Source organism: Achromobacter sp. GD03932 (assembly GCF_029839485.1).
GTDB classification, from domain to species: Bacteria; Pseudomonadota; Gammaproteobacteria; order Burkholderiales; family Burkholderiaceae_B; genus Achromobacter; species Achromobacter bronchisepticus_A.
In genome coordinates, this window is record NZ_JAOCAT010000038.1 from 18,412 (window position 1) to 37,805 (window position 19,394).

General features: G+C 67.0%; 18 protein-coding genes. 13 read left to right on the plus strand and 5 right to left on the minus strand.

The window, feature by feature from the left end:
• Window position 1: 1 nt before the first annotated feature.
• A complete protein-coding gene (locus tag N5C88_RS27325) occupies window positions 2-379 on the minus strand; it encodes a hydrogenase (RefSeq protein ID WP_251878242.1) in 378 nt (125 codons plus the stop codon).
• 230 nt (window positions 380-609) lie between these two features.
• Between N5C88_RS27325 and nhaA the strand changes: the two genes are divergently transcribed.
• The 6 genes from nhaA to N5C88_RS27355 all read left to right on the plus strand — a co-directional run bounded on the left by nhaA (window position 610) and on the right by N5C88_RS27355 (window position 7,205).
• Window positions 610-1,830, plus strand: a complete 1,221-nt coding sequence (gene nhaA, locus N5C88_RS27330) for a Na+/H+ antiporter NhaA (protein ID WP_280016607.1) — start codon at window positions 610-612, stop codon at window positions 1,828-1,830.
• A gap of 66 nt (window positions 1,831-1,896) precedes the next feature.
• Window positions 1,897-2,286, plus strand: a complete 390-nt coding sequence (locus N5C88_RS27335) for a DUF488 family protein (protein ID WP_118933249.1) — start codon at window positions 1,897-1,899, stop codon at window positions 2,284-2,286.
• Window positions 2,287-2,368: 82 nt separating this feature from the next.
• The gene (tenA, locus tag N5C88_RS27340; RefSeq protein WP_118933250.1) at window positions 2,369-3,031 is read left to right on the plus strand and encodes a thiaminase II; all 663 of its coding nucleotides are present in this window, start codon (window positions 2,369-2,371) and stop codon (window positions 3,029-3,031) included.
• A 57-nt stretch (window positions 3,032-3,088) separates the two neighbouring features.
• Window positions 3,089-3,850 (plus strand): uracil-DNA glycosylase, encoded by a 762-nt coding sequence (locus N5C88_RS27345; protein WP_280016608.1) that lies wholly within the window; start codon window positions 3,089-3,091, stop codon window positions 3,848-3,850.
• A gap of 278 nt (window positions 3,851-4,128) precedes the next feature.
• Window positions 4,129-5,928 (plus strand): DEAD/DEAH box helicase, encoded by a 1,800-nt coding sequence (locus N5C88_RS27350; RefSeq protein WP_054456966.1) that lies wholly within the window; start codon window positions 4,129-4,131, stop codon window positions 5,926-5,928.
• An 89-nt stretch (window positions 5,929-6,017) separates the two neighbouring features.
• Window positions 6,018-7,205, plus strand: coding sequence for an SAM-dependent methyltransferase (locus N5C88_RS27355; RefSeq protein ID WP_280016609.1), 1,188 nt, complete (start codon window positions 6,018-6,020; stop codon window positions 7,203-7,205).
• 53 nt (window positions 7,206-7,258) lie between these two features.
• Here N5C88_RS27355 and N5C88_RS27360 read toward each other — a convergent pair whose 3' ends face one another.
• On the minus strand, window positions 7,259-8,359 hold the full coding sequence (locus N5C88_RS27360) for a tRNA CCA-pyrophosphorylase (protein WP_059374140.1): 1,101 nt from the start codon (window positions 8,357-8,359) through the stop codon (window positions 7,259-7,261).
• Window positions 8,356-10,506, minus strand: a complete 2,151-nt coding sequence (locus N5C88_RS27365; RefSeq protein WP_059374139.1) for a lytic transglycosylase domain-containing protein — start codon at window positions 10,504-10,506, stop codon at window positions 8,356-8,358. The genes N5C88_RS27360 and N5C88_RS27365 overlap by 4 nt, the downstream gene beginning before the upstream one ends.
• Before the next feature lie 115 nt (window positions 10,507-10,621).
• On the opposite strand from N5C88_RS27365, the gene N5C88_RS27370 reads away from it, so the two are divergent.
• From N5C88_RS27370 to N5C88_RS27400, 7 genes are all read left to right on the plus strand, one after another.
• Window positions 10,622-11,296 (plus strand): 5-formyltetrahydrofolate cyclo-ligase, encoded by a 675-nt coding sequence (locus tag N5C88_RS27370; RefSeq protein ID WP_059374138.1) that lies wholly within the window; start codon window positions 10,622-10,624, stop codon window positions 11,294-11,296.
• A 418-nt stretch (window positions 11,297-11,714) separates the two neighbouring features.
• Entirely contained in the window at window positions 11,715-13,148 is a 1,434-nt protein-coding gene (locus tag N5C88_RS27375; RefSeq protein WP_280016610.1) for a circularly permuted type 2 ATP-grasp protein, read from the plus strand.
• A gap of 2 nt (window positions 13,149-13,150) precedes the next feature.
• The gene (locus tag N5C88_RS27380) at window positions 13,151-14,122 is read left to right on the plus strand and encodes an alpha-E domain-containing protein (RefSeq protein WP_059374137.1); all 972 of its coding nucleotides are present in this window, start codon (window positions 13,151-13,153) and stop codon (window positions 14,120-14,122) included.
• 13 nt (window positions 14,123-14,135) lie between these two features.
• Complete coding sequence (locus N5C88_RS27385) at window positions 14,136-14,939, plus strand: transglutaminase family protein (protein ID WP_280016611.1); 804 nt, start codon at window positions 14,136-14,138, stop codon at window positions 14,937-14,939.
• A 55-nt stretch (window positions 14,940-14,994) separates the two neighbouring features.
• The gene (locus N5C88_RS27390; protein WP_059374135.1) at window positions 14,995-15,858 is read left to right on the plus strand and encodes a proteasome-type protease; all 864 of its coding nucleotides are present in this window, start codon (window positions 14,995-14,997) and stop codon (window positions 15,856-15,858) included.
• A 345-nt stretch (window positions 15,859-16,203) separates the two neighbouring features.
• Complete coding sequence (locus N5C88_RS27395; protein ID WP_280016612.1) at window positions 16,204-16,998, plus strand: DUF3800 domain-containing protein; 795 nt, start codon at window positions 16,204-16,206, stop codon at window positions 16,996-16,998.
• Between the two features lie 131 nt (window positions 16,999-17,129).
• The gene (locus N5C88_RS27400) at window positions 17,130-18,128 is read left to right on the plus strand and encodes a tripartite tricarboxylate transporter substrate-binding protein (protein ID WP_118933257.1); all 999 of its coding nucleotides are present in this window, start codon (window positions 17,130-17,132) and stop codon (window positions 18,126-18,128) included.
• A gap of 76 nt (window positions 18,129-18,204) precedes the next feature.
• Here N5C88_RS27400 and metF read toward each other — a convergent pair whose 3' ends face one another.
• Window positions 18,205-19,053 carry a methylenetetrahydrofolate reductase [NAD(P)H] gene (gene metF, locus N5C88_RS27405; protein WP_059374132.1) on the minus strand — a complete coding sequence of 283 codons (849 nt, stop codon included), beginning with the start codon at window positions 19,051-19,053 and terminating at the stop codon, window positions 18,205-18,207.
• Window positions 19,053-19,388: a phage holin family protein gene (locus N5C88_RS27410; RefSeq protein ID WP_006389784.1), complete on the minus strand. Its 336-nt coding sequence runs from the start codon at window positions 19,386-19,388 to the stop codon at window positions 19,053-19,055. Before N5C88_RS27410 ends, metF begins: the two co-directional genes overlap by 1 nt.
• Between the last annotated feature and the right edge of the window lie 6 nt (window positions 19,389-19,394).

The window sequence follows — 19,394 nt, forward strand, 5'->3', positions numbered from 1 at the left end:
ATCAGGGATGACCGCTATGGGTGGTGTGCGCGTCGCTCCAGCGGCGGCCCTGCGACAACAGGTAGGCCTCCAGGTAAGCGATGTCTTCCTGGTTCAACTCGGCCGCGCCTGCGCTGGCGCGATCGCGCGGGCACTCCGAAGCCTGCATCCGGCCTTCGGACCAGACGCGGGCCGCGCCCGTGCGGGACAGTTCAAAGCGCGCACCCGAGCGGGCCCAGCCCAACAGACGCGCGCTGGGAATCAGTTGACGGGTTTGATAGACACCGTGCGGCGTCGGCGCCGCAGGCACGACCAGTGCGTCGCCGACATCCACCAGACGGCTCGCGGCGCCGGGTTTGCCAGGCGTGTAGGTCAATACCGTAAGAGGGCGTAATGGCATTTGGCTAGCATGAGTCGCCAGGCGGCGTTGCGAGCCACGGACTGGTCGGGATTCGAGGGAAAGGGGTTTGGCCGCCGGACAAGCAACGCCAAATATTCGACGCTGATGAGCTATTTTTTCGAATAATTGAAAGATGTTCGACGAAGTAGAGGAATCCCGAAAGTTGAATTCAGGTAAAATTCAGGAATGAAACGCGCATCTTATCAAAACGTAAGCAAGGGCGGTACTGCATGAGCGCCCCTACCGTCCCTCCCCACAAGCCGGTCTCGTTCCTGCAATCGTTTCTCCGCTCCGAAGCGCTGGGCGGTTATGTCCTGATGCTGGCCGCGCTGGTCGCCCTGGTGGTGGCCAACAGCCCGGCCGCGCCGGCCTATTTCAGCGTGCTGGAGACCAAGCTTGGCTTCCAGGCAGGTCCGGTCGTGCTCAAGGAAACCGTGCTGCACTGGATCAACGACGGCCTGATGGCGGTGTTCTTCCTGTTGGTCGGGCTTGAGATCAAGCGCGAAGTCCTGGACGGCCAGCTGCGCGGCGCCGCCCGCATCGTGCTGCCCGGCATCGCCGCCCTGGGCGGCATGGCGCTGCCCGCGCTGATCTACGTGCTGATCAACTTTGGCAGCCCCGGCACTTTGCGCGGCTGGGCCATTCCGGCCGCGACCGACATCGCCTTTGCGCTGGGCATCCTGGCGCTATTGGGCAGCCGCGCGCCGACCTCGCTGAAGATCTTCCTGACGGCGCTGGCCATCCTGGACGACCTGGGCGCCATCGTCATCATCGCCTTGTTCTATACCGCCGAACTCAACGTGGTCGCGCTGAGCATGGCGGGCGCCCTGCTGGTCTGCCTGTTCTGCCTGAACCGCTCCGGCGTGCTGCGCCTGACGCCGTACCTGCTGATCGGCGCCGTGCTCTGGTACTTCGTCCTGAAGTCCGGCGTGCATGCCACGCTGGCCGGCGTGGCGCTGGCGCTGACCATTCCGCTGCGCCCGCAGAACCAGGGCCATCCGGGCGCGCATTCGCCCCTGCATGCGCTGGAACATGCGCTGCATAAGCCGGTCGCCCTGCTGATCGTGCCGATTTTCGGCTTCGCCAATGCCGGCGTGTCGTTCGCCGGCATGGGCCTGGGCAGCCTGGCGGCGCCCGTGCCCCTGGGCGTGGCGCTGGGCCTGTTCCTGGGCAAGCAGCTGGGCGTGTTCGGCTTTGCCTGGCTGGCCATCAAGAGCGGCATTGCCACCCTGCCGCGCCACGCCAGCTACATGCAGCTGTACGGCGTGTCGCTGCTGTGCGGCATCGGCTTCACCATGAGCCTGTTCATCGGCGCCCTGGCGTTCAGCGACCCGGCCGCCATCGACGCCACCAAGATCGGCGTGCTGACGGGCTCGCTGGCGTCCGCCGTGGTCGGCTTCCTGGTGCTGCGCACCTGCGGCACGCGCGCCGGCGCCGCGGCAAATCCTTGAACGCCGGTTGAGCAGGGACGGCGGGCGCTAAAGTAGCGAGGTTCGCCATCCTTCCCTGGAACCGCCATGAAACCGTCCGCCATCGCTGTGCAACGCGTCTACGAGGGCTTGGGCCCGGAAGGCAGCTACCGGGCGCTGGTGGACCGCATGTGGCCGCGCGGACTGCGCAAGGCGGACCTGCACCTGGACGAATGGGCCCGCGACATCGCGCCCACCCTGGAACTATGCAAATGGTTCAGCCACATCGAAGACCGCTGGGAAGAATTCCGCCAGCGCTACCAGGCCGAACTGGCGGAACCCGAACAGCAGGCCCGCATGGCTGCCCTGCTGGACGCGGCCGGCGACCGTCCGCTGACCCTGCTCTACGGCGCCCGCAATACTGAACACAACCAGGCCGTGGTGCTGCGCGAGGTCCTGCAGGACTATGTCCGGCATCACCGCAAGCGCAAGGCCTGACGCCCCGCACGTTTTGCTACCCTAGCCCGCTTTTATCGACCGGCGCGCAGCCGCACGCCGACAGTCTGTCTTGAGGAACCCCATGTCTTTCAGCTCCGACGCCTGGGCGCGCAACGCCGCACTCTACGAAACCACGCGCGACATGCCGTTCAACCGCGAACTGGCCAGCGGCCAGCTCGACGAGAACGCATTCAAGCACTACATGATCCAGGACGCGCACTACCTGGTGGCCTTCGGACGCGCGCTGGCCATCGCCTCTGCCAAGGCCGACGACGCCGACGGCGTGGTGCAGTTCGCCGACGCCGCCAAGGGCGCGGTGGTGGCCGAACGCACGCTGCACGCGGGCTTCCTGAAGCAGTTCGGCATCGATGACGCCACCTTCGAAGCGACGCCACTGACCCCGGCCTGCCACCACTACACCAGCTACCTGATCGCCACCGCCTGGAGCGCGCCGTACCCGGTGGCGCTGGCGGCCCTGCTGCCGTGCTTCTGGATCTACGCCGAGATCGGCCGCGAAATCCATGCGCGCGCGGCCCAACCCAATCCCTATTCGGCCTGGATCGAGGCCTATGCCTGCGAGGACTTCCACGCCCTGGTGCGCCGGGTCATCACCACGGTCGACCGCGTCGCCGAAAAGGCGTCCGCCGAAACACTGGCGCAGATGCACGCCGCGTATACGCGTGCCGCACAGTTGGAATGGATGTTCTGGGATTCGGCCTATCGGCAGGATGGGTGGCCGGTTTGAAGCAAGACGGGCCGACTCACCCCGGCCCGCGGTCCGCGCTATGCCAAAATCCCGCCCATGCCGACCGACAACCGACTGACTCCCCTAGCCCTCTCCGCCCAGACGGCGCAACTGCCAGCCGCCTGGCAGGAGGCTTTTGCCGCCAAGCCTGTGGCCGATGCCCTGGCCGCCGTGACCGCACATGTGGAAAGGCGCCTGAGCGAAGGTGCGACCATTTACCCCGCGACGCCTTTCCGCGCCCTGCACGGCCTGGAGCCGTCGGACGTGCGCGTGGTGATCCTGGGGCAGGATCCCTATCACGGCCCGGGCCAGGCCCAAGGCCTGGCGTTCTCGGTGCCGGACGACTGCAAGCGGCCGCCCAGCCTGCGCAACATCTTCAATGAGATCGTCCAGGAGTTTCCGGGCACCCGCGTGCCGGCGGGCAACGATCTGAGCGATTGGGCGGATCAGGGCGTGTTGCTGCTGAACACCGCGCTGACCGTGGAAGACGGCCAGCCCGCTTCGCATGCCAAGCGCGGTTGGGAAACGGTGACGGACGCGTTGATCGCCCTGGTCGCGCGCGACCCGTCGCCCAAGGTTTTCATGCTGTGGGGCGCCCATGCCCAGGCCAAGCGGGCGTTGCTGCCGGACAACAGCGGCCACCTGGTCCTGATGTCCAACCACCCCTCCCCTCTGTCTGCCAGAAGGCCCCCGGTGCCCTTCCTGGGCTGTGGCCATTTCCTGACCACCAATCAGTGGCTGACCAACCAAGGGAAAAACCCTATTGATTGGGCGCTGGACAAAAAAATAATTCCCATGCAGGGCGAATTCGGGTTATGATCGCCGCACTGCACAAAACGAGTTCGGCATTTACCGCCTTGATTTAGCGGAAGTTTTCGCAGTCTGCCGGGTGACACAGTCCCGGCCCCATGCCGAACTATCATCGATTCCTGACCTCCTTTCCTTTCGCCCTGCGTTCCACTCAGTACACGAGAACGCGCCACGCGCACGGTTGATTCGGTCGGCACGATGCTCCATCAACCGTCGCCTGGATCCGGCCGCCTAATCCCCTGGCCCGACCAAGCACTGCGTCGCATTGATTGCGGCAAGGGAAAGTAATGTCTTTCGAAAACCTGGGTCTTGCGCCCGCTCTGTTGTCGGCCATTCAAGACGCTGGCTTCACCTCCCCCACTCCTGTCCAAGCTTCGGCCATTCCGCAAGCGCTGGCTGGCCACGACCTGATGGTGTCCTCGCAGACGGGTAGCGGCAAGACCGCGGCCTTCATGCTGCCGGCCCTGCACCGCATCGCCCAGATGCCCGCCAACAAGGGCGTCGGCGTGCAAGTGCTGGTGCTGACCCCGACCCGCGAACTGGCCCTGCAAGTCACGGACGCCACCGCCACCTACGGCCGCAAGCTGGCCGACCTGCGCACCGCCACCGTCGTGGGCGGCATGCCTTACGGCGCGCAGCTGAAGGCGCTGTCGCGCCGCGTGGACGTGCTGGTCGCCACCCCCGGCCGCCTGATCGACCACCTGAACTCGGGCCGCGTCAAGCTGAACACCGTGCACACGCTGGTGCTGGACGAAGCCGACCGCATGCTGGACATGGGCTTCATCGAAGATATCGAGACCATCGTCAGCCGCCTGCCGGAAGGCCGCCAGACGCTGCTGTTCTCGGCCACGCTGGACGGTACCGTCGCCAAGCTGGCCTCGCGCATGATGCGCGAGCCGCAGCGCATCGAGATCGCCGGCGCCAAGGAAAAGCACACCAACATCACGCAAAGCCTGCTGTACGCGGACGACGCCAGCCACAAGATGCAGTTGCTGGACCACGTGCTGCGCGACGCCTCGCTGGACCAGGCCATCGTCTTCACGTCGACCAAGCGCGGCGCCGACGATCTGGCCGACCGCCTGGCCGACCAGGGCTTTGCCGCCGCCGCCCTGCACGGCGACATGAACCAGCGCCAACGCACCCGCACGCTGTCGCAACTGCAGCGCGGCCAGCTGCGCATCCTGGTCGCCACCGACGTGGCTGCCCGCGGCATCGACGTGCAAGGCATCAGCCACGCCGTCAACTTCGACCTGCCGATGCAAGCCGAAGACTACGTGCACCGTATCGGCCGTACCGGCCGCGCCGGCCGCAGCGGCCTGGCCTTCACGCTGGCCACGCATTCCGAGCGCCACAAGGTCCGCCGCATCGAGCACTACATCGGCCAATCGATCACCCCTGAAGTGATCGCCGGCCTGGAACCCAAGCGCACCCCGCGTCCCTCGGCTGGCGGCGCCGGCCCGCGCGGCGGCAAGCCGTTCGGCAAGCGTCCCGGCGGCGGCTACCAGGGCAACCGCGAGGGTCGTTCCTTCGGCGGCCCGCGTGGCGAGTTCAAGCCGCGTGAAGGCGGCTATCAAGGCAACCGCGAGGGCGGTCCGCGCGAAGGCGGCTACCAAGGCAATCGCCCGTTCGGCGACCGCCCGGCCCGTTCCTTCAGCGATCGTCCGAGCTTCGGCGACCGTCCGCAGCGTGAAGGCGGCTACCAGGGCAACCGCCCGTTCGGTGACCGTCCCCAGCGCGAAGGCGGCTTCCGCGGCGGTGACCGCGATTCGCGCCCCAGCTTCGGCGACCGTCCCAGCTATGGCGACCGCCCCCAGCGCGATGCCCGCCCGTTCAGCGAGCGCGGCCCGCGTGAAGGCGGTTTCCGTGGCGGCGACCGCGATTCGCGCCCCAGCTACAACGACCGCGCCAGCTTCGGCGACCGCCCGAGCTTTGGCGATCGTCCCAGCTTCGGCGACCGTCCGCAACGTGAAGGCGGCTTCCGCGGCGGCGACCGTCCGGAAGGCGGTTTCCGTGGCAAGCCCTCGTTCGACAAGCGCCCCGGCGGCCCCGCCAAGCGCTTCGGCAAGTCGGCTGACCGCCGCGGCTAATCCGCCCGCTTGAGCCCAACACAAACCCCGCGCCTGTCGCGGGGTTTGTTTTTTGGGAAAATGTCCGCTTGTCCACGCACCGCCCGACCATGCAACGATCCGCCCCCGCCAACCTGCCCGCCCTCTCTCCCGCCGCCCAGGAACACAGCGCTGCCGCAGCGGCGCACCTGCGCGCCACCATCGCCGCCCACGGCGGCTGGCTGTCGTTCGACCACTGGATGGCGCAAGCGCTGTACGCGCCCGGGCTGGGCTATTACGCGGCCGGCAACGTCAAGCTGGCCGACGCCGACGGTGACGTCCGCGCGCCCGCCGGCGACTTCGTCACGGCGCCCCAGCTGACCCCGCTGTTCGCCCGCACACTGGCCCGCCAGGCGGCCCAGGTGCTGCGCCAGACGCAGACCGACGCCGTGCTGGAATTCGGCGCCGGCACCGGCGCCCTGGCCGAAGGCGTGCTACGCGAATTGGACGCGATGGGCCTGGATCAGACCCGCTACCTGATCCTGGAAGTGTCGGCCGACCTGCGCGTCCGCCAGGCTGAACGGCTGGCGGCATTCGGCGAGCGTGTGCAATGGCTGGACGCGCTGCCCCAGCGCTTTGCCGGCTGCGTGCTGGCCAACGAAGTGCTGGACGCGATGCCGGTGTCGATCTTCCGCTGGAGCGAGACCGGCGAAGTGCTGGAACGCGGCGTGGCGGTGGACGCCGCGCAAGGCTTCGTCTGGGAAGACCGGCCCGCGCCGCCGGCGCTGGCCGCCGCCGTCGCCGCCCGCATGCCAGCCCTGCCCGGCTACGTGTCCGAGATCAACCTGCAAGGCGAAGCCTGGATCGCCGCCATGGGCGGCTGGCTGGAGCGCGGCGCGGCGCTGTTGGTGGACTATGGCTTTCCGCGCAGCGAGTACTACCATCCGCAGCGCGCCGGCGGCACGCTCATGTGCCACCTGCGCCACCACGCCCACGGGGATCCATTCACCGCGCCGGGTTTGCAGGACATCACCGCCCATGTCGATTTCACCGCCATGGCGGATGCCGCGCTCGAGGCCGGCCTGCAGGTCCTGGGCTATACCTCGCAGGCCCGCTTCCTGATGAACGCGGGGCTGATGGATCTGTTGGCGCAGCTGGACCCGAGCGACGTGCAGCAATACGCGCAGGCCGTGGCGCCCGTGCAGAAACTCCTGTCCGAATCGGAGATGGGCGAACTGTTCAAGGTATTGGCGGTGGGACGCGGCATTACTGAACCGCTGGCAGGGTTCTCGCGCGGCGACCGGCTAGGCAAGCTGTAAGAACGCGTGGCGGCCCGCATGCTTGGCCGCCACGTTTCAAATCGATAGCGGAATCACTGCGCCCGCAGGCGCTCCAGGCGCGCGGCGCGCACCTGCTCCTTGATGCGCGCCGGCTCTCCGGCGCAAGCTTTGGCGATGGCCCCGGCATCCACGCCGCGTACGATCGCCACGCGCGACTGCCAGGCCGCGCGGTCCACGGAACGCAGCACGGCAGCCGTGTCCAGCAAATCCAGAAACCGCTCCGGCTTGCGCAACGCATCGGCGCGCTCCATCAGCGCCAGTTGCGCATCGGCAGCATCGCCACCTTGTTCCACGGCATCGAGGCCCGCCAGCACCTCCGGCAACAGCCGTGCGTAATCGTTGCATTCGGTAGGCACGCGCAGACGACGGCCCATGGCATCGCGTTCGGGCGTCAGCCGGCACAGCAAGGCATAGCGCCCCGGCAGCGACAGGCCCTGCGAGGCCGCGCGATCCACATCGGCCGCAGTCTGTTCCACGCCTTGCAGCTCGGGCATCACGCGGGCCAGCGCGCCGCATTGCTGCAATATGCCCAGCATGCGCGACGGCGCCGCCGCCATCAGGCCGCGCGACAATTCCTTCCAGACCCGTTCGGCCACCAGCGCGTCAGCCTCGCCGGCCTCGACCATGCTGCGGCACAGCGCCAGGGTCTCGGGCGCCACGGAAAAATCGGCAAAGCGCGCCGCGAAGCGGGCCAGCCGCAGGATGCGTACCGGATCCTCTTCGAAGGCCTCGCCAACATGACGGAAGATGCGGTCGCGCACGTCGGCGGCGCCGCCCAGGGGATCGACCAGCTCGCCATCCTGCCTCTGCGCGATGGCGTTGACGGTGAGGTCGCGGCGGCGCAGATCCTCTTCCAGCGTGACGTCGGCGCCGGTATAGAACGTGAAGCCCTTGTAGCCACGCCCCGACTTGCGTTCGGTGCGCGCCAGCGCGTATTCCTCTTTGCTGCGCGGATGCAGAAACACGGGGAAGTCGCCGCCGACCGGCACGAAGCCGCGGCGCGCCATGTCCTCGGGCGTGGCGCCGACCACGACCCAGTCGTGGTCGCCGGGCGGCAGGCCGAGCAGTGCATCGCGCACCGCTCCGCCCACGATATAGACCTGCAGGCCGTCCGTGGCCGGATCCCGCGTCATGGGATCGAGGTGCTTTCCGCGCCCAGCGGCACGATGTTGCCCAGGCGTTCCTTCAGGGACTGGGACTGGCCGGTGAACATGGCCGCGTAATACACCGAGTTGGACATCACGTTCTTCACGTAGGTACGCGTCTCGTTGAACGGGATGGTTTCGGCGAAGATCGCGCCTTCCACCGGATGCGTAAAGGTCGAGCGCCAGTTATGCGGACGGCGCGGGCCGGCGTTATAGCCTGCGCTGGCCAGCATCTGCGAACCATTCAGGTCGCGCAGCACCATGTTGAGGTAGTTGGTGCCGAGTTCGGTGTTGGTGTCGAAGTCGTTGACACTGTCGGGCGTGAAATTGCTCATGCCGATCTTGCCCGCGACCCACTTGGCCGTGGCCGGCATCAGCTGCATCAGGCCGGAGGCGCCGACGTGCGAGCGCGCATCCATGATGAAACGCGATTCCTGGCGGATCAGGCCATAGACCCAGGCCGGATCCAGCGCGATGGCGTTGGCCTTGGCGGTGACGCGGCCCTCGAAGGGCGCGATGAAGCGCTGGCTGAAGTCGAACTCTTTTTCCGTGCGGTCGGAGGTGTTGACCACGCGGTCGTAGATGTTCTCGGCACGCGCCAGTTCGGCGGCGGCCATCAGCTGGCGGTCGCTCATGCCGCGCAGCGTGAAGTTCCATTCCGGCACGGCTTCGGCGCGCCAGCCCAGGCGGAACAGCTGGATCGCGCGGCGCAGGCCGGGATTGGCGCGGGCCTCGGTGATTTCCTGATCGCTGAGGGGCGCGGGGCGCGGCGGCACGGTGATGCGGCGGCCCAGTTCCTCGGCGGCCAGCTGGCCGTAGAAGTCGAAGCGGTCGGCAATGCTGGCGTACGCGGTGGCGGCCTGTTCCTTGTTGCCGCGCGCGGCCTGGCCACGGGCCTTCCAGTAGATCCAGGACGAGTCGGCCTGCTGCGAGGCGGGCATCTGGTCGATGGATTCGATGACCCATTTCCAGTCGATCTTGGGCTGGCGCAAGGCGGCCCGCACCTTCCAGGCGGCGTTGTACTCCGTCATGCGGATGTGGCCGGCCTCGTGGTACCAGTCGTCCGCACGGCTGTCGAGATTCAGCGCGGCGACCAGCGCGTACTGGCCGCGCACCCAGGCCAGGTTCGACTTGGCCATGGACTTGGACCAGTCCCCGGACTTTCCCCATTCGCGGCGCAAGTAGGAGTCGGCCACGCTGACGTCCGAACGCGCCAGGCGCGCCAAGGCGATGGTCACCAGTTCCTTCTCGTTGCGGCCCACTGGCTGACGGCTCTGGCGCGTCAGCCACTTCATGGGATCCTTCATGAGCAGGTCATAGGTTTTCAGGTCGCCCGGCTCGAACATGTACTGCGCGAACTTGCGCGCATCGGCCGTCTTGTTGGCTTCGATGGCGTCGCGCAACTGGGGCTCCAATTGCTCCCAGCCCATGATGCCGTCGGCAACCAATTGGTCGTACAGCGCCCAGCAGGCGCCGCCGGGCGCGAACACGGCCGCGGCCTGCGCCGCCGTGGCGCGCTGCCCGGTCATGTGCTTGGCATCGAGGATGGCGCACTCGATCTGCGCATTGCTGTTCTTCACGGGCGCCAGCTTGCGCACGGTTTCGAAGTCCCCGCTGCGGGCCGCGGCCAGCAGCCAGTCGCCGCGCAGGCGGTCGGCCAGGTAGGCGTCGGAATTGCCGCTGATGAACTTCTGCAGGTCGGCGGTGGGCCGGCCGGTGGCGGGCGGGGTCCACAACTGGTAGCGCAGCAGCCAGTATTCGGGATACATGCCCAGCGGATCCGGCTTGGCCTGCGGCACCAGCGCGCCCAGCACGGACCACTGCTTGCGGTTCATGGCTTCGCGCGCGGCGACCACGGCGGCCAGCGCGGGGGTCTGGGACGTCGGCGGCAGGCCGGCCAGCACCGCGGGCGGAACGGAAATGGCGGGTTGCGCAGCCTGGACGGCTGGCTGAGGCTGGGGCTGGGTGTTGACCGATGCGCTGCGCTGCTGCGCATCCACGGGCGCACAGGCCGCGGTAAACAGCGCCAGCAGCGGCAACCAGCGGCGCAGGCCGGGAGCGGCTTCGGCGGCGGCGGCGGACCCGGATTTCCGCGCGGTTTTCTGATACCGTCCGGGTTGCAGAGTCTGTGTCATGCCCTGTCCCTCATACACTGGCCTTGCCGTACGCCAGCATGCCGGAAATCCACATGTTCGTCCGCATGCGTCCGCACATTCGCCATCATTTGTCCATCCCTCTTACAGCCACCGCATGACTACGCAAAATACTCCAGAGGATACCGCAGTACCGCTACGCGCGCGATTGCGGAAACTGCGCGCCGAACTGCCGGAAGACCAGCGTAGCCGCGGCGGCCTGCTCATGCGCGCGCGCCTGTTCACCTGGCTGAATGTGGCGCGCGACGAAGCCGTGCGCGCGGGCCGTCCCGCGCCCGCCACCGTGGCCGCTTTCTGGCCCATGGCCGACGAGCCCGACCTGCGCCCGCTGCTCGAGCAATGGGTCGAAAACGGCGTGGCCGTGGCGCTGCCCGTGGTGCGCGAACGCAACGCCCCGCTGGCCTTCCTGCCCTGGACGCCGGACGCCGAATTGCGCGCCGGCCCCTATGGCATCCAGGAACCCGTCGCCGGCGCTGAACTGCTGCCCGACGTGGTGCTGGTGCCCACCCTGGGCTATACCGAACAGGGCGATCGCCTGGGCTACGGCGGCGGCTACTACGACCGCACCCTGGCCGCGCTGCGCGACCGCGGCCATCCGTTCATCGCCATCGGCATCGCCTGGAGCTGCGGCGAACTGGACGCCGGCTATGAACCCGCCAGCCACGACTTCCCGCTGGACGCGGTGCTGACCCAGGACGGCTGGGTGCCCCAGGCGCCGCTGGAACAAGGCGGCACCGGCGGCACCACGCTGCACAGCTTCCGCATGAACTGACGCACCAGCTTTGCCCCACCGGTTTGCACCAAAACGGTGCACGGCCTATCATAGAGACTGCCGCCGGGCCTAGCCCAGACCCCGGCCGCAGCACGCGGCGCCCGCGCACTTCCGCGCGCTTTCTTCGGCAGCGCCGCCCCGCCCGTTCCCCTGGCCAGGCATTTCCGCGCCAGCCCCGCTGACCCCGTTCCACCCGCCAGGCCCGGCCAATCCGCACCCGGCGCCCACGCCATCCCCTGGCCTCAGCCGCCGCGGCGATGGCGCCGCAACGCCCTTCGGAGGATATTGGTCCTCAGGGGCGCCCCCGCGCGTGCCGGCCAGGCTGGCATGCGGGTTGCTTAATCCCTAGCAACCGGCCGGATATCGGCCGGACGGCGGCCGCGCGCAGACCGGCCGCCGGCACTGTACCGGAGGAGCCATGAAGGACAGATCACCCCGTCCCCCCGCCTATGACGAAATGCGCGACAGCGCCGGCGGCATACGCTCCCACTACCAGGCTTTCGAGCGCTGGCATGACGAGCAGTCCGCGCAGGCCATGGCCGCGCGCCGCCTGGAAGCGGACCTGAGTTTCCGCCGGGTCGGCATCACGTTCTCGGTGGCGGGCGACGCGGCCGGCACCGAACGCCTGATCCCCTTCGACCTGATCCCGCGCGTCATTCCCGCCGCCGAATGGCGTCTGCTGGAAGCCGGCCTGAAGCAGCGGGTACGCGCGCTCAACATGTTCATCCACGACATCTATCACGGGCACGACATCGTGCGCGCGGACGTGGTGCCCGCCGAGCAGGTGTTCCTGAACGCCCAGTACCGCCCCGAGATGCAGGACGTGGACGTGGCGGAGGACATCTACTGCCACATCGCCGGAGTGGACATCGTGCGCGCCGGCGCGGGCGAGTTCTACGTGCTGGAAGACAATCTGCGGGTGCCATCCGGCGTGTCCTACATGCTGGAGAACCGCAAGATGTCGATGCGGCTGATGCCCGACGCCTTCAGCCGCATCAAGGTGGAGCCGGTGGCGCACTACCCTGACCTGCTGCTGGACAACCTGCGCGAAGTCGCGCCGCACGGCGGCGACGATCCCACCGTGGTGGTGCTGACGCCCGGCATGTACAACTCGGCCTACTTCGAACACGCCTTCCTGGCGCAGCAGATGGGCGTGGAGCTGGTGGAGGGCCAGGACCTGTTCGTCGAACAGAACACCGTCTACATGCGCACCACGCAGGGGCCCCGCAAGGTGGACGTGATCTACCGCCGCCTGGACGACGACTTCCTCGATCCGCTGTCGTTTCGCGCCGATTCCGCACTGGGCGTACCGGGCCTGCTGTCGGTGTACCGCGCCGGCCGCGTCACGCTGGCCAACGCCATCGGCACCGGCATCGCCGACGACAAGTCCACCTATCTGTACGTGCCGGACATGATCCGCTTCTATCTGGGCGAGGAGCCGATACTGTCCAACGTCCCCACCTGGCGCTGCAACCGGCCGGACGAGCTGTCACATGTGCTGGCCCACATGCACGAACTGGTGGTGAAGGAAGTCCACGGCTCCGGCGGCTACGGCATGCTGGTGGGGCCGTCGGCCTCGCGCGCCGAGGTCGACGCCTTCAAGGACCGCGTGCGCGCCAACCCCGCCAACTACATCGCGCAGCCCACGCTGGCGCTGTCCACCGTGCCGACCTACGTGGAATCGGGCGTGGCGCCGCGCCACGTGGACCTGCGGCCCTACGTGCTGTGCGGCAAGGACATCCGCACCGTGCCGGGCGGCCTGTGCCGGGTGGCGCTGACCGAGGGCTCGCTGGTGGTCAACAGCAGCCAGGGCGGCGGCACCAAGGACACCTGGGTGCTGGAGGAGGACTGAACATGCTGAGCCGAACCGCAGACAATCTGTTCTGGATGTGCCGCTACACCGAACGCGCCGAGAACACCGCCCGCATGCTGGACGTGAACCTGCAGATGTCGCTGCTGCCGCAGGACGCGCAGCGGCGCGAAGGCTCGTGGCTGGCCGTGCTGCGCATCTCCGAGCTGCAAGGCCTATACCAGAGCAAGTACGCCGCCATCTCGCCGCACGACGTGCTGCAGTACATGGTGCGCGATCCCGAGAACCCCTCGTCCATCTATTCCTGCATGCGCGCCGCCCGCGAGAACGCGCGCGCGGTGCGCGGCAGCCTCACCACCGAGGTCTGGGAAACCTACAACACCACCTGGCTGGAACTGCTCAAGCACCTGCATACGGGCTTGCTGGAGCGCAATCCGGGCGAGTTCTTCGAATGGGTCAAGTTCCGTTCGCACCTGGCGCGCGGCGTCACCATCGGCACCATGCTGGAGGACGAGGCCCTGTACTTCCTGCGTATCGGCATGCACCTGGAACGCGCCGACAACACCGCCCGCATGCTGGACGTGAAGTTCCATGAACGCGGCGCCAACGGCCATGACGGCCGAACTGAGCCCGCCGGCGCGGCCGCGCTGCAGAGCGAGTTCTACCGCTGGTCGGCGTTGCTCAGCTCGGTGTCGGGCCTGGAGATCTACCGCAAGGTGTACCGCGACGTCATCACCCCCGACCGCGTGGCCGAGCTGCTGATCCTGCACGGCGACATGCCGCGCTCGCTGCTGGCCTCGATGCGCGCGGTGGCCGACGACCTGGCGCGCGTTTCCAACCAGCGCTCGACCGAAACCGAAAGGCGCGCCGGCATGCTGTGCGCGGAACTGCAATACGGCCGCGTCGAGGACATCCTGGCCAGCGGCCTGCACCAGTACCTGGAGCACTTCCTCGACCGCATCAACGATCTGGGCAACCGGATCAGCCAGGACTTCCTGGTGCCGCTGTCGGCCTAGGCAGGAGAGCAGAATGAAACAGATCATCACCCACGTCACTCACTATCGCTATACCGCCCCGGTCACCTACAGCATCCAGACCTTGCGCCTGACCCCGCGCGACGACGAACACCAGCGCGTGCTGCGCTGGCACATCGAAGCGCCCGGCGAACTGGACAAGCAGGTGGACGCCTACGGCAACATCACGCACACGCTGACGCTCAACCAGCCCCATACCGACATCGAGCTGCGCGTGGTCGGACAGGTGCTGGTGGCGCCGCAGGAACGCGGCCTGCTGGGCAGCGAGGACAGCCGCCTGCCGGTGCACGCCTATTGCGTGCAAACGCCGCTGACCCAGGCCGACGACACCGTCATGGCCTTCGTGCGCGAGGCGCTGCCTGGCGGCCTGCATACGCCGGACGACATCCTGGCCCTGGCCACGGCGGTCAGCGATCGCGTCGCCTACGAGCCCGGCACCACCGACGTCACCACCGCGGCCAACCAGGTGCTGGCCATGGGCCACGGCGTCTGCCAGGACCACGCCCACCTCTTTCTGGCCTGCGTGCGCGGCCTGGGCGTGCCCGCGCGCTACGTCAGCGGCTACCTGTACACCACCGCCGAACACGCGGCCAGCCACGCCTGGGCCGACGTCTGGCTGCCCGACGTGGGCTGGACCAGCGTCGACATCACCAACCGCCAGTTCGCCTCGGACTGCCACTGCCGGCTGGCGGTGGCGCGCGACTATGACTCGGCCTCGCCGGTGCGCGGCGTGCGCAACGGCGGCGGCCAGGAATCCATGGAGGTCAGCGTGCAGGTCCAGTCCAGCGCCCAGCAGTAACATCCCGCCGGCCTCGCCGCAATACAATGCGGCGTGGTTTTCCCTATTTCTGATCATGACCTACTGCGTCGCAGCCCGCCTTGATTCCGGCCTGGTGTTCCTGGCCGACTCCCGCACCAATGCCGGAGTCGACCAGATCAGCGTCTTCCGCAAAATGACCGTGTTCGAACGCCCGGGCGACCGCGTCATGGTGCTGATGAGTTCCGGCAACCTGGCGGTCAGCCAGGCGGTGCTGAACGCCCTGGCGCGTCAACACGACGAAGACGGCGAAACCGTCTGGAACGCCCCCGACATGTTCGAGGCCACCCGCCGCGTCGGCGCGGCGGTGCGCAGCGTCTACCACCACGAAGCCCCGGCCCTGCGCGAGCAGGGCGTGGACTTCAACGTCAACCTGATCTTCGGCGGCCAGATCGGCACTGAACGCTGCCGCTTGTTCCAGGTGTATTCGGCGGGCAACTTCATCGAAGCCGGCCAGGAATGCCCGTACTTCCAGATCGGCGAGGCCAAGTACGGCAAGCCCATCCTGGACCGCGTGCTGCGCCCCGACACCTCGCTGGACGAAGCCGCCAAGTGCGCCCTGATCTCCATGGATTCCACGCTGCGGTCGAACATCTCGGTCGGCCTGCCGCTGGACCTGCTGGTCTACGACACGCACTCGCTGCGCGTCACGCACTTCGCCAGCATCGACGAGCACAACGAGTACTTCCGCATGATCCGCGGCACCTGGGGCGAACGCCTGCGCCAGGTCTTCGCCGAGATCCCGGACCCGCTCTGGACCAATCCCGACTCGCCCGATTCGCTGGTCCCTCCCAGCCGCGTGCACCAGCCGCTGCGTGCGGAGCCGGTGGATGCGCCCGTGTCGAACTATTCGGCGCCGCAGGTGCTGGCGGAAGATCCGGGGAAGGATCAGGCGAACTAGGGACCGTTGCCGACAGGAACACGCCGAGTCTTCCAGGCTGAAACCCGGAATTCCGTCTGATACCGCAGGTTCCCGCGCACATTTGCGTGTTCCGGACGCCTTGATCCCTTGTGGCACGACCGGAATCGGCATAGAGTTTCTTCAACGTATATGCACGCCATATGCCCACCTTCCGAGGCCCGCGCAATTCACTGCTGCGGGCTTTCGTGTTCTTGTGCGGCATGATCGTTGCCAAGATGAATTTGAGTGCGATCTTTCCATTCACTGAAGGAAAATCGACCGTCCCCCGCGCCCTACACTGCTTCGATTCGCATACAAGCCATGTTTCGGGCAAAGGGTTACGTCATGCATTACGTCATGTACCTGGACGAGTTCGGCCACATCGGACCCTTCGTCTCCCGTGATCATGGCAAACACCGGACGAGCCCGGTATTCGGATTCGGCGGGTTGGTTTTGCCTGTGGAAACCGTGCGCGAATTCGCCATCTACTTCTACAAACTGAAATGCCATCTATTGAAGTTCGAACTGGAACGGCAAGACCAACCTGCGTACCGCTGGGAAAAGAAAGGCGCACAACTCTATACCGTCCGGAATGTTGAAAAGTACCAGCAGTTGCGGACCGCAACGGGGCGTTTGCTGAACCGGATCAGACAAATCGGCGGACACGTGATCTACAGCGGTGAGCAAAAGACAACAGACGCGACATCGCATCAACCCGCAGAGATCTTCAAGCAGCAATTGCTACGCATAGTCCGACGCGCGGATCGGTTTTTCTCGGCAAGACAGGCCACCTTCATGCTTTTGATCGACGAACAACAGGCGGGCAGCCGGTGGCGCGAAATGAATGTCGAAGCCTGCACGCTGGCGATGTTCGAAGATGCCACCGACCAATGCAGAACGCTGGTCGAGCCGCTGATTCAAGGTGAAAGCCACCTGTTCCAGACCCTTCAATGCGCTGACTGGATCTGCAGCCTGGTGGGCCGGCTGTGCGCCTTCCAGGTGGCGTCCGCGCAGTACCGAGACTGGGAGATTTTTCACCGTTACTTTCATGACCGCCTGCAAGCCGCAGCCCTCCCGTGCAGCGGACTCGGTTCGCAGGACGAGCAGGAAAATCCCCCGCTCATATCGCCTTCCGCGTAAACCCTCCTTTCCAGCAACCGAAACCCGGCTTGCGGAACCGCGAATTCTCATCCGGGCGCTGTCGCGCCACACTGGTGTCCGGCCGTCATGCTTTGCCTTGGGGGCCCCGACAACACCACAAGGAGCGAGACATGCCCCCTATCTACGCGCGCGCGCTCAAGCGCGCGGCCTGGCCCGTGCTGGCCCTGTCCTGCCTGGTCTCTGGCACCGCCGGCGCGCAAGGCGCCTATCCCAACCATCCCATTTCACTGGTCGTGCCGTTCGCGGCGGGCGGGCCGACCGATGTGGTGGCGCGCAGCCTGGGCGCGTCCATGTCCAAGACGCTGGGCCAAAGCATCATCATCGAGAACCGCACGGGCGCCGGCGGCACGCTGGCGTCGCAGCACGTGGCGCGCGCCGCGCCCGATGGCTACACCTTCCTGATACACCATAACGGCATGGCCACCGCGCCAGCGCTGTACCGCAAGCTGTCGTTCAACCCGCTGACGGACTTCGCCTATGTCGGCCAGGTGGCCGACGTTCCCATGACGCTGCTGGGCCGCAAGGACCTGCCCGCGGACGGCATGAAGGACTTCATCAAGTACGCCAAGGAGAACGGCAACAAGATCAACCTGGCCAACGCCGGGCTGGGCGCGGTGTCGCAGCTCTGCGGCATGCTGCTGCAGGAATCGCTGGGCGTGCAGTTCACCACCGTGCCCTATGCCGGCACGGCGCCGGCGATGACCGCCCTGCTGGGCGGGCAGGTGGACGTACTGTGCGATCAGACCACCCAAACCATTCCGCAGATCAAGGCCGACCGCGTGAAGCTGTACGGCGTCACCACGCTGGACCGCATCAAGACGCTGCCCGATGCGCCGACCCTGCAGGAGAATGGCCTGAAGGGCTTCGAGGTCAAGGTATGGCATGGCGTCTACGCGCCCAAGGGCACGCCGCCGGAAGCCGTCGCCAAGTTCAACGAAGCGTTGCGCGCCGCGCTGAAGGACCCCGCCTTCACGCAGAAGATGGCGGAACTGGGCGCCGAGATCGTGCCGGAATCCAAGCAGACCCCGCAGGGCCTGCAGACCTGGCTGCAATCCGAGGTCGACAAATGGGGCGGCATCATCCGCAAGGCGGGGGTGTACGCCGACTGACGGCGCACACCGGGCGCGCGGCCAAAGAAAAGCCCACCCTCTCGGGTGGGCTTGGCCTTTATGGCGGGGCAGCCTGTTACGCCTGCACCGCTAGTTCCTTCCACACCGCCAGCGGCGCTTCCGCGTGGTTCAAGGTGTAGAAATGCAGGCCCGGCGCGCCGTTGTCCAGCAGCGTCTGGCACAGCTCGGTGACCACGTCCACGCCGAAGGCGCGGATGGAGGCCTTGTCGTCGCCGAACTCGGCCAGGCGCAGACGGATCCAGCGCGGCACTTCCGCGCCGCACATTTCCGAGAAGCGCAGCAGCTGCGTGTGGTTCGTGATGGGCATGATGCCCGGCACGATAGGCACGTTCACGCCCTTGGCCTGGGCCCGGTCGACGAAGTCGAAGTAAGCGTCGGCGTTGAAGAAGTATTGCGTGATGGCTGCGTCGGCGCCAGCTTTGACCTTGTTCACGAAATGGTCCAGGTCGGCCGAGGGATTGGCTGCCTGGGGGTGCATTTCGGGATAGGCCGCGACTTCGATGTGGAACCAGTCGCCCGTTTCCTCGCGGATGAACGACACCAGCTCGTTGGCGTAACGCAGTTCGCCCGCATCGCCGCCCATGCCCGAGGGCAGGTCGCCGCGCAGGGCCACCACGCGCCGCACACCGTCGTTCTTGTAGGCCTGGAGGATGTCCCGCAGATCCTGGCGCGTGGCGCCGACGCACGAAAGGTGCGGCGCCGCCTCGCAACCCAGGTTGCGCAGCGTGCGCACGGCGTCCGCCGTGCCGGCGCGGGTGGAACCGCCCGCGCCGAAGGTCACGCTGACGTACTTGGGCTGGATGGCCAGCATCTGCTTGGCCGCGCGCACCATCCGTTCCTGGCCGGCCAGGTCGCGCGGCGGGAAGAATTCCAGACTGAAAGCGGGAGTAGTCGAATCAGACATTAGGGGATCAGCTTCGTGAGCAGGCCAGAGATGATGCTGTACAGGATCGCACCGCCCACGGCCCACCAGAACCCGTTGACCTGGAAGCCCTTCAGCACGGAGCCGACGAACCAGAACAACAAGGCGTTGATGACGATGAGGAAGAGACCGAGAGTGACGATCGTGATCGGCAGCGTCAGCAGCACCAGCACCGGCTTGACCAGCATGTTCACCAGACCCAGCACCAGCGCGGCGATGAGCGCCGATCCGAAGCTGGCCACGGTGATGCCGGGCAGCAGGTAGGCCACGGCCAGCAAGGCCACCGCGTTCAGGATCCAGACGAGTATCAATGCCATGTTCGA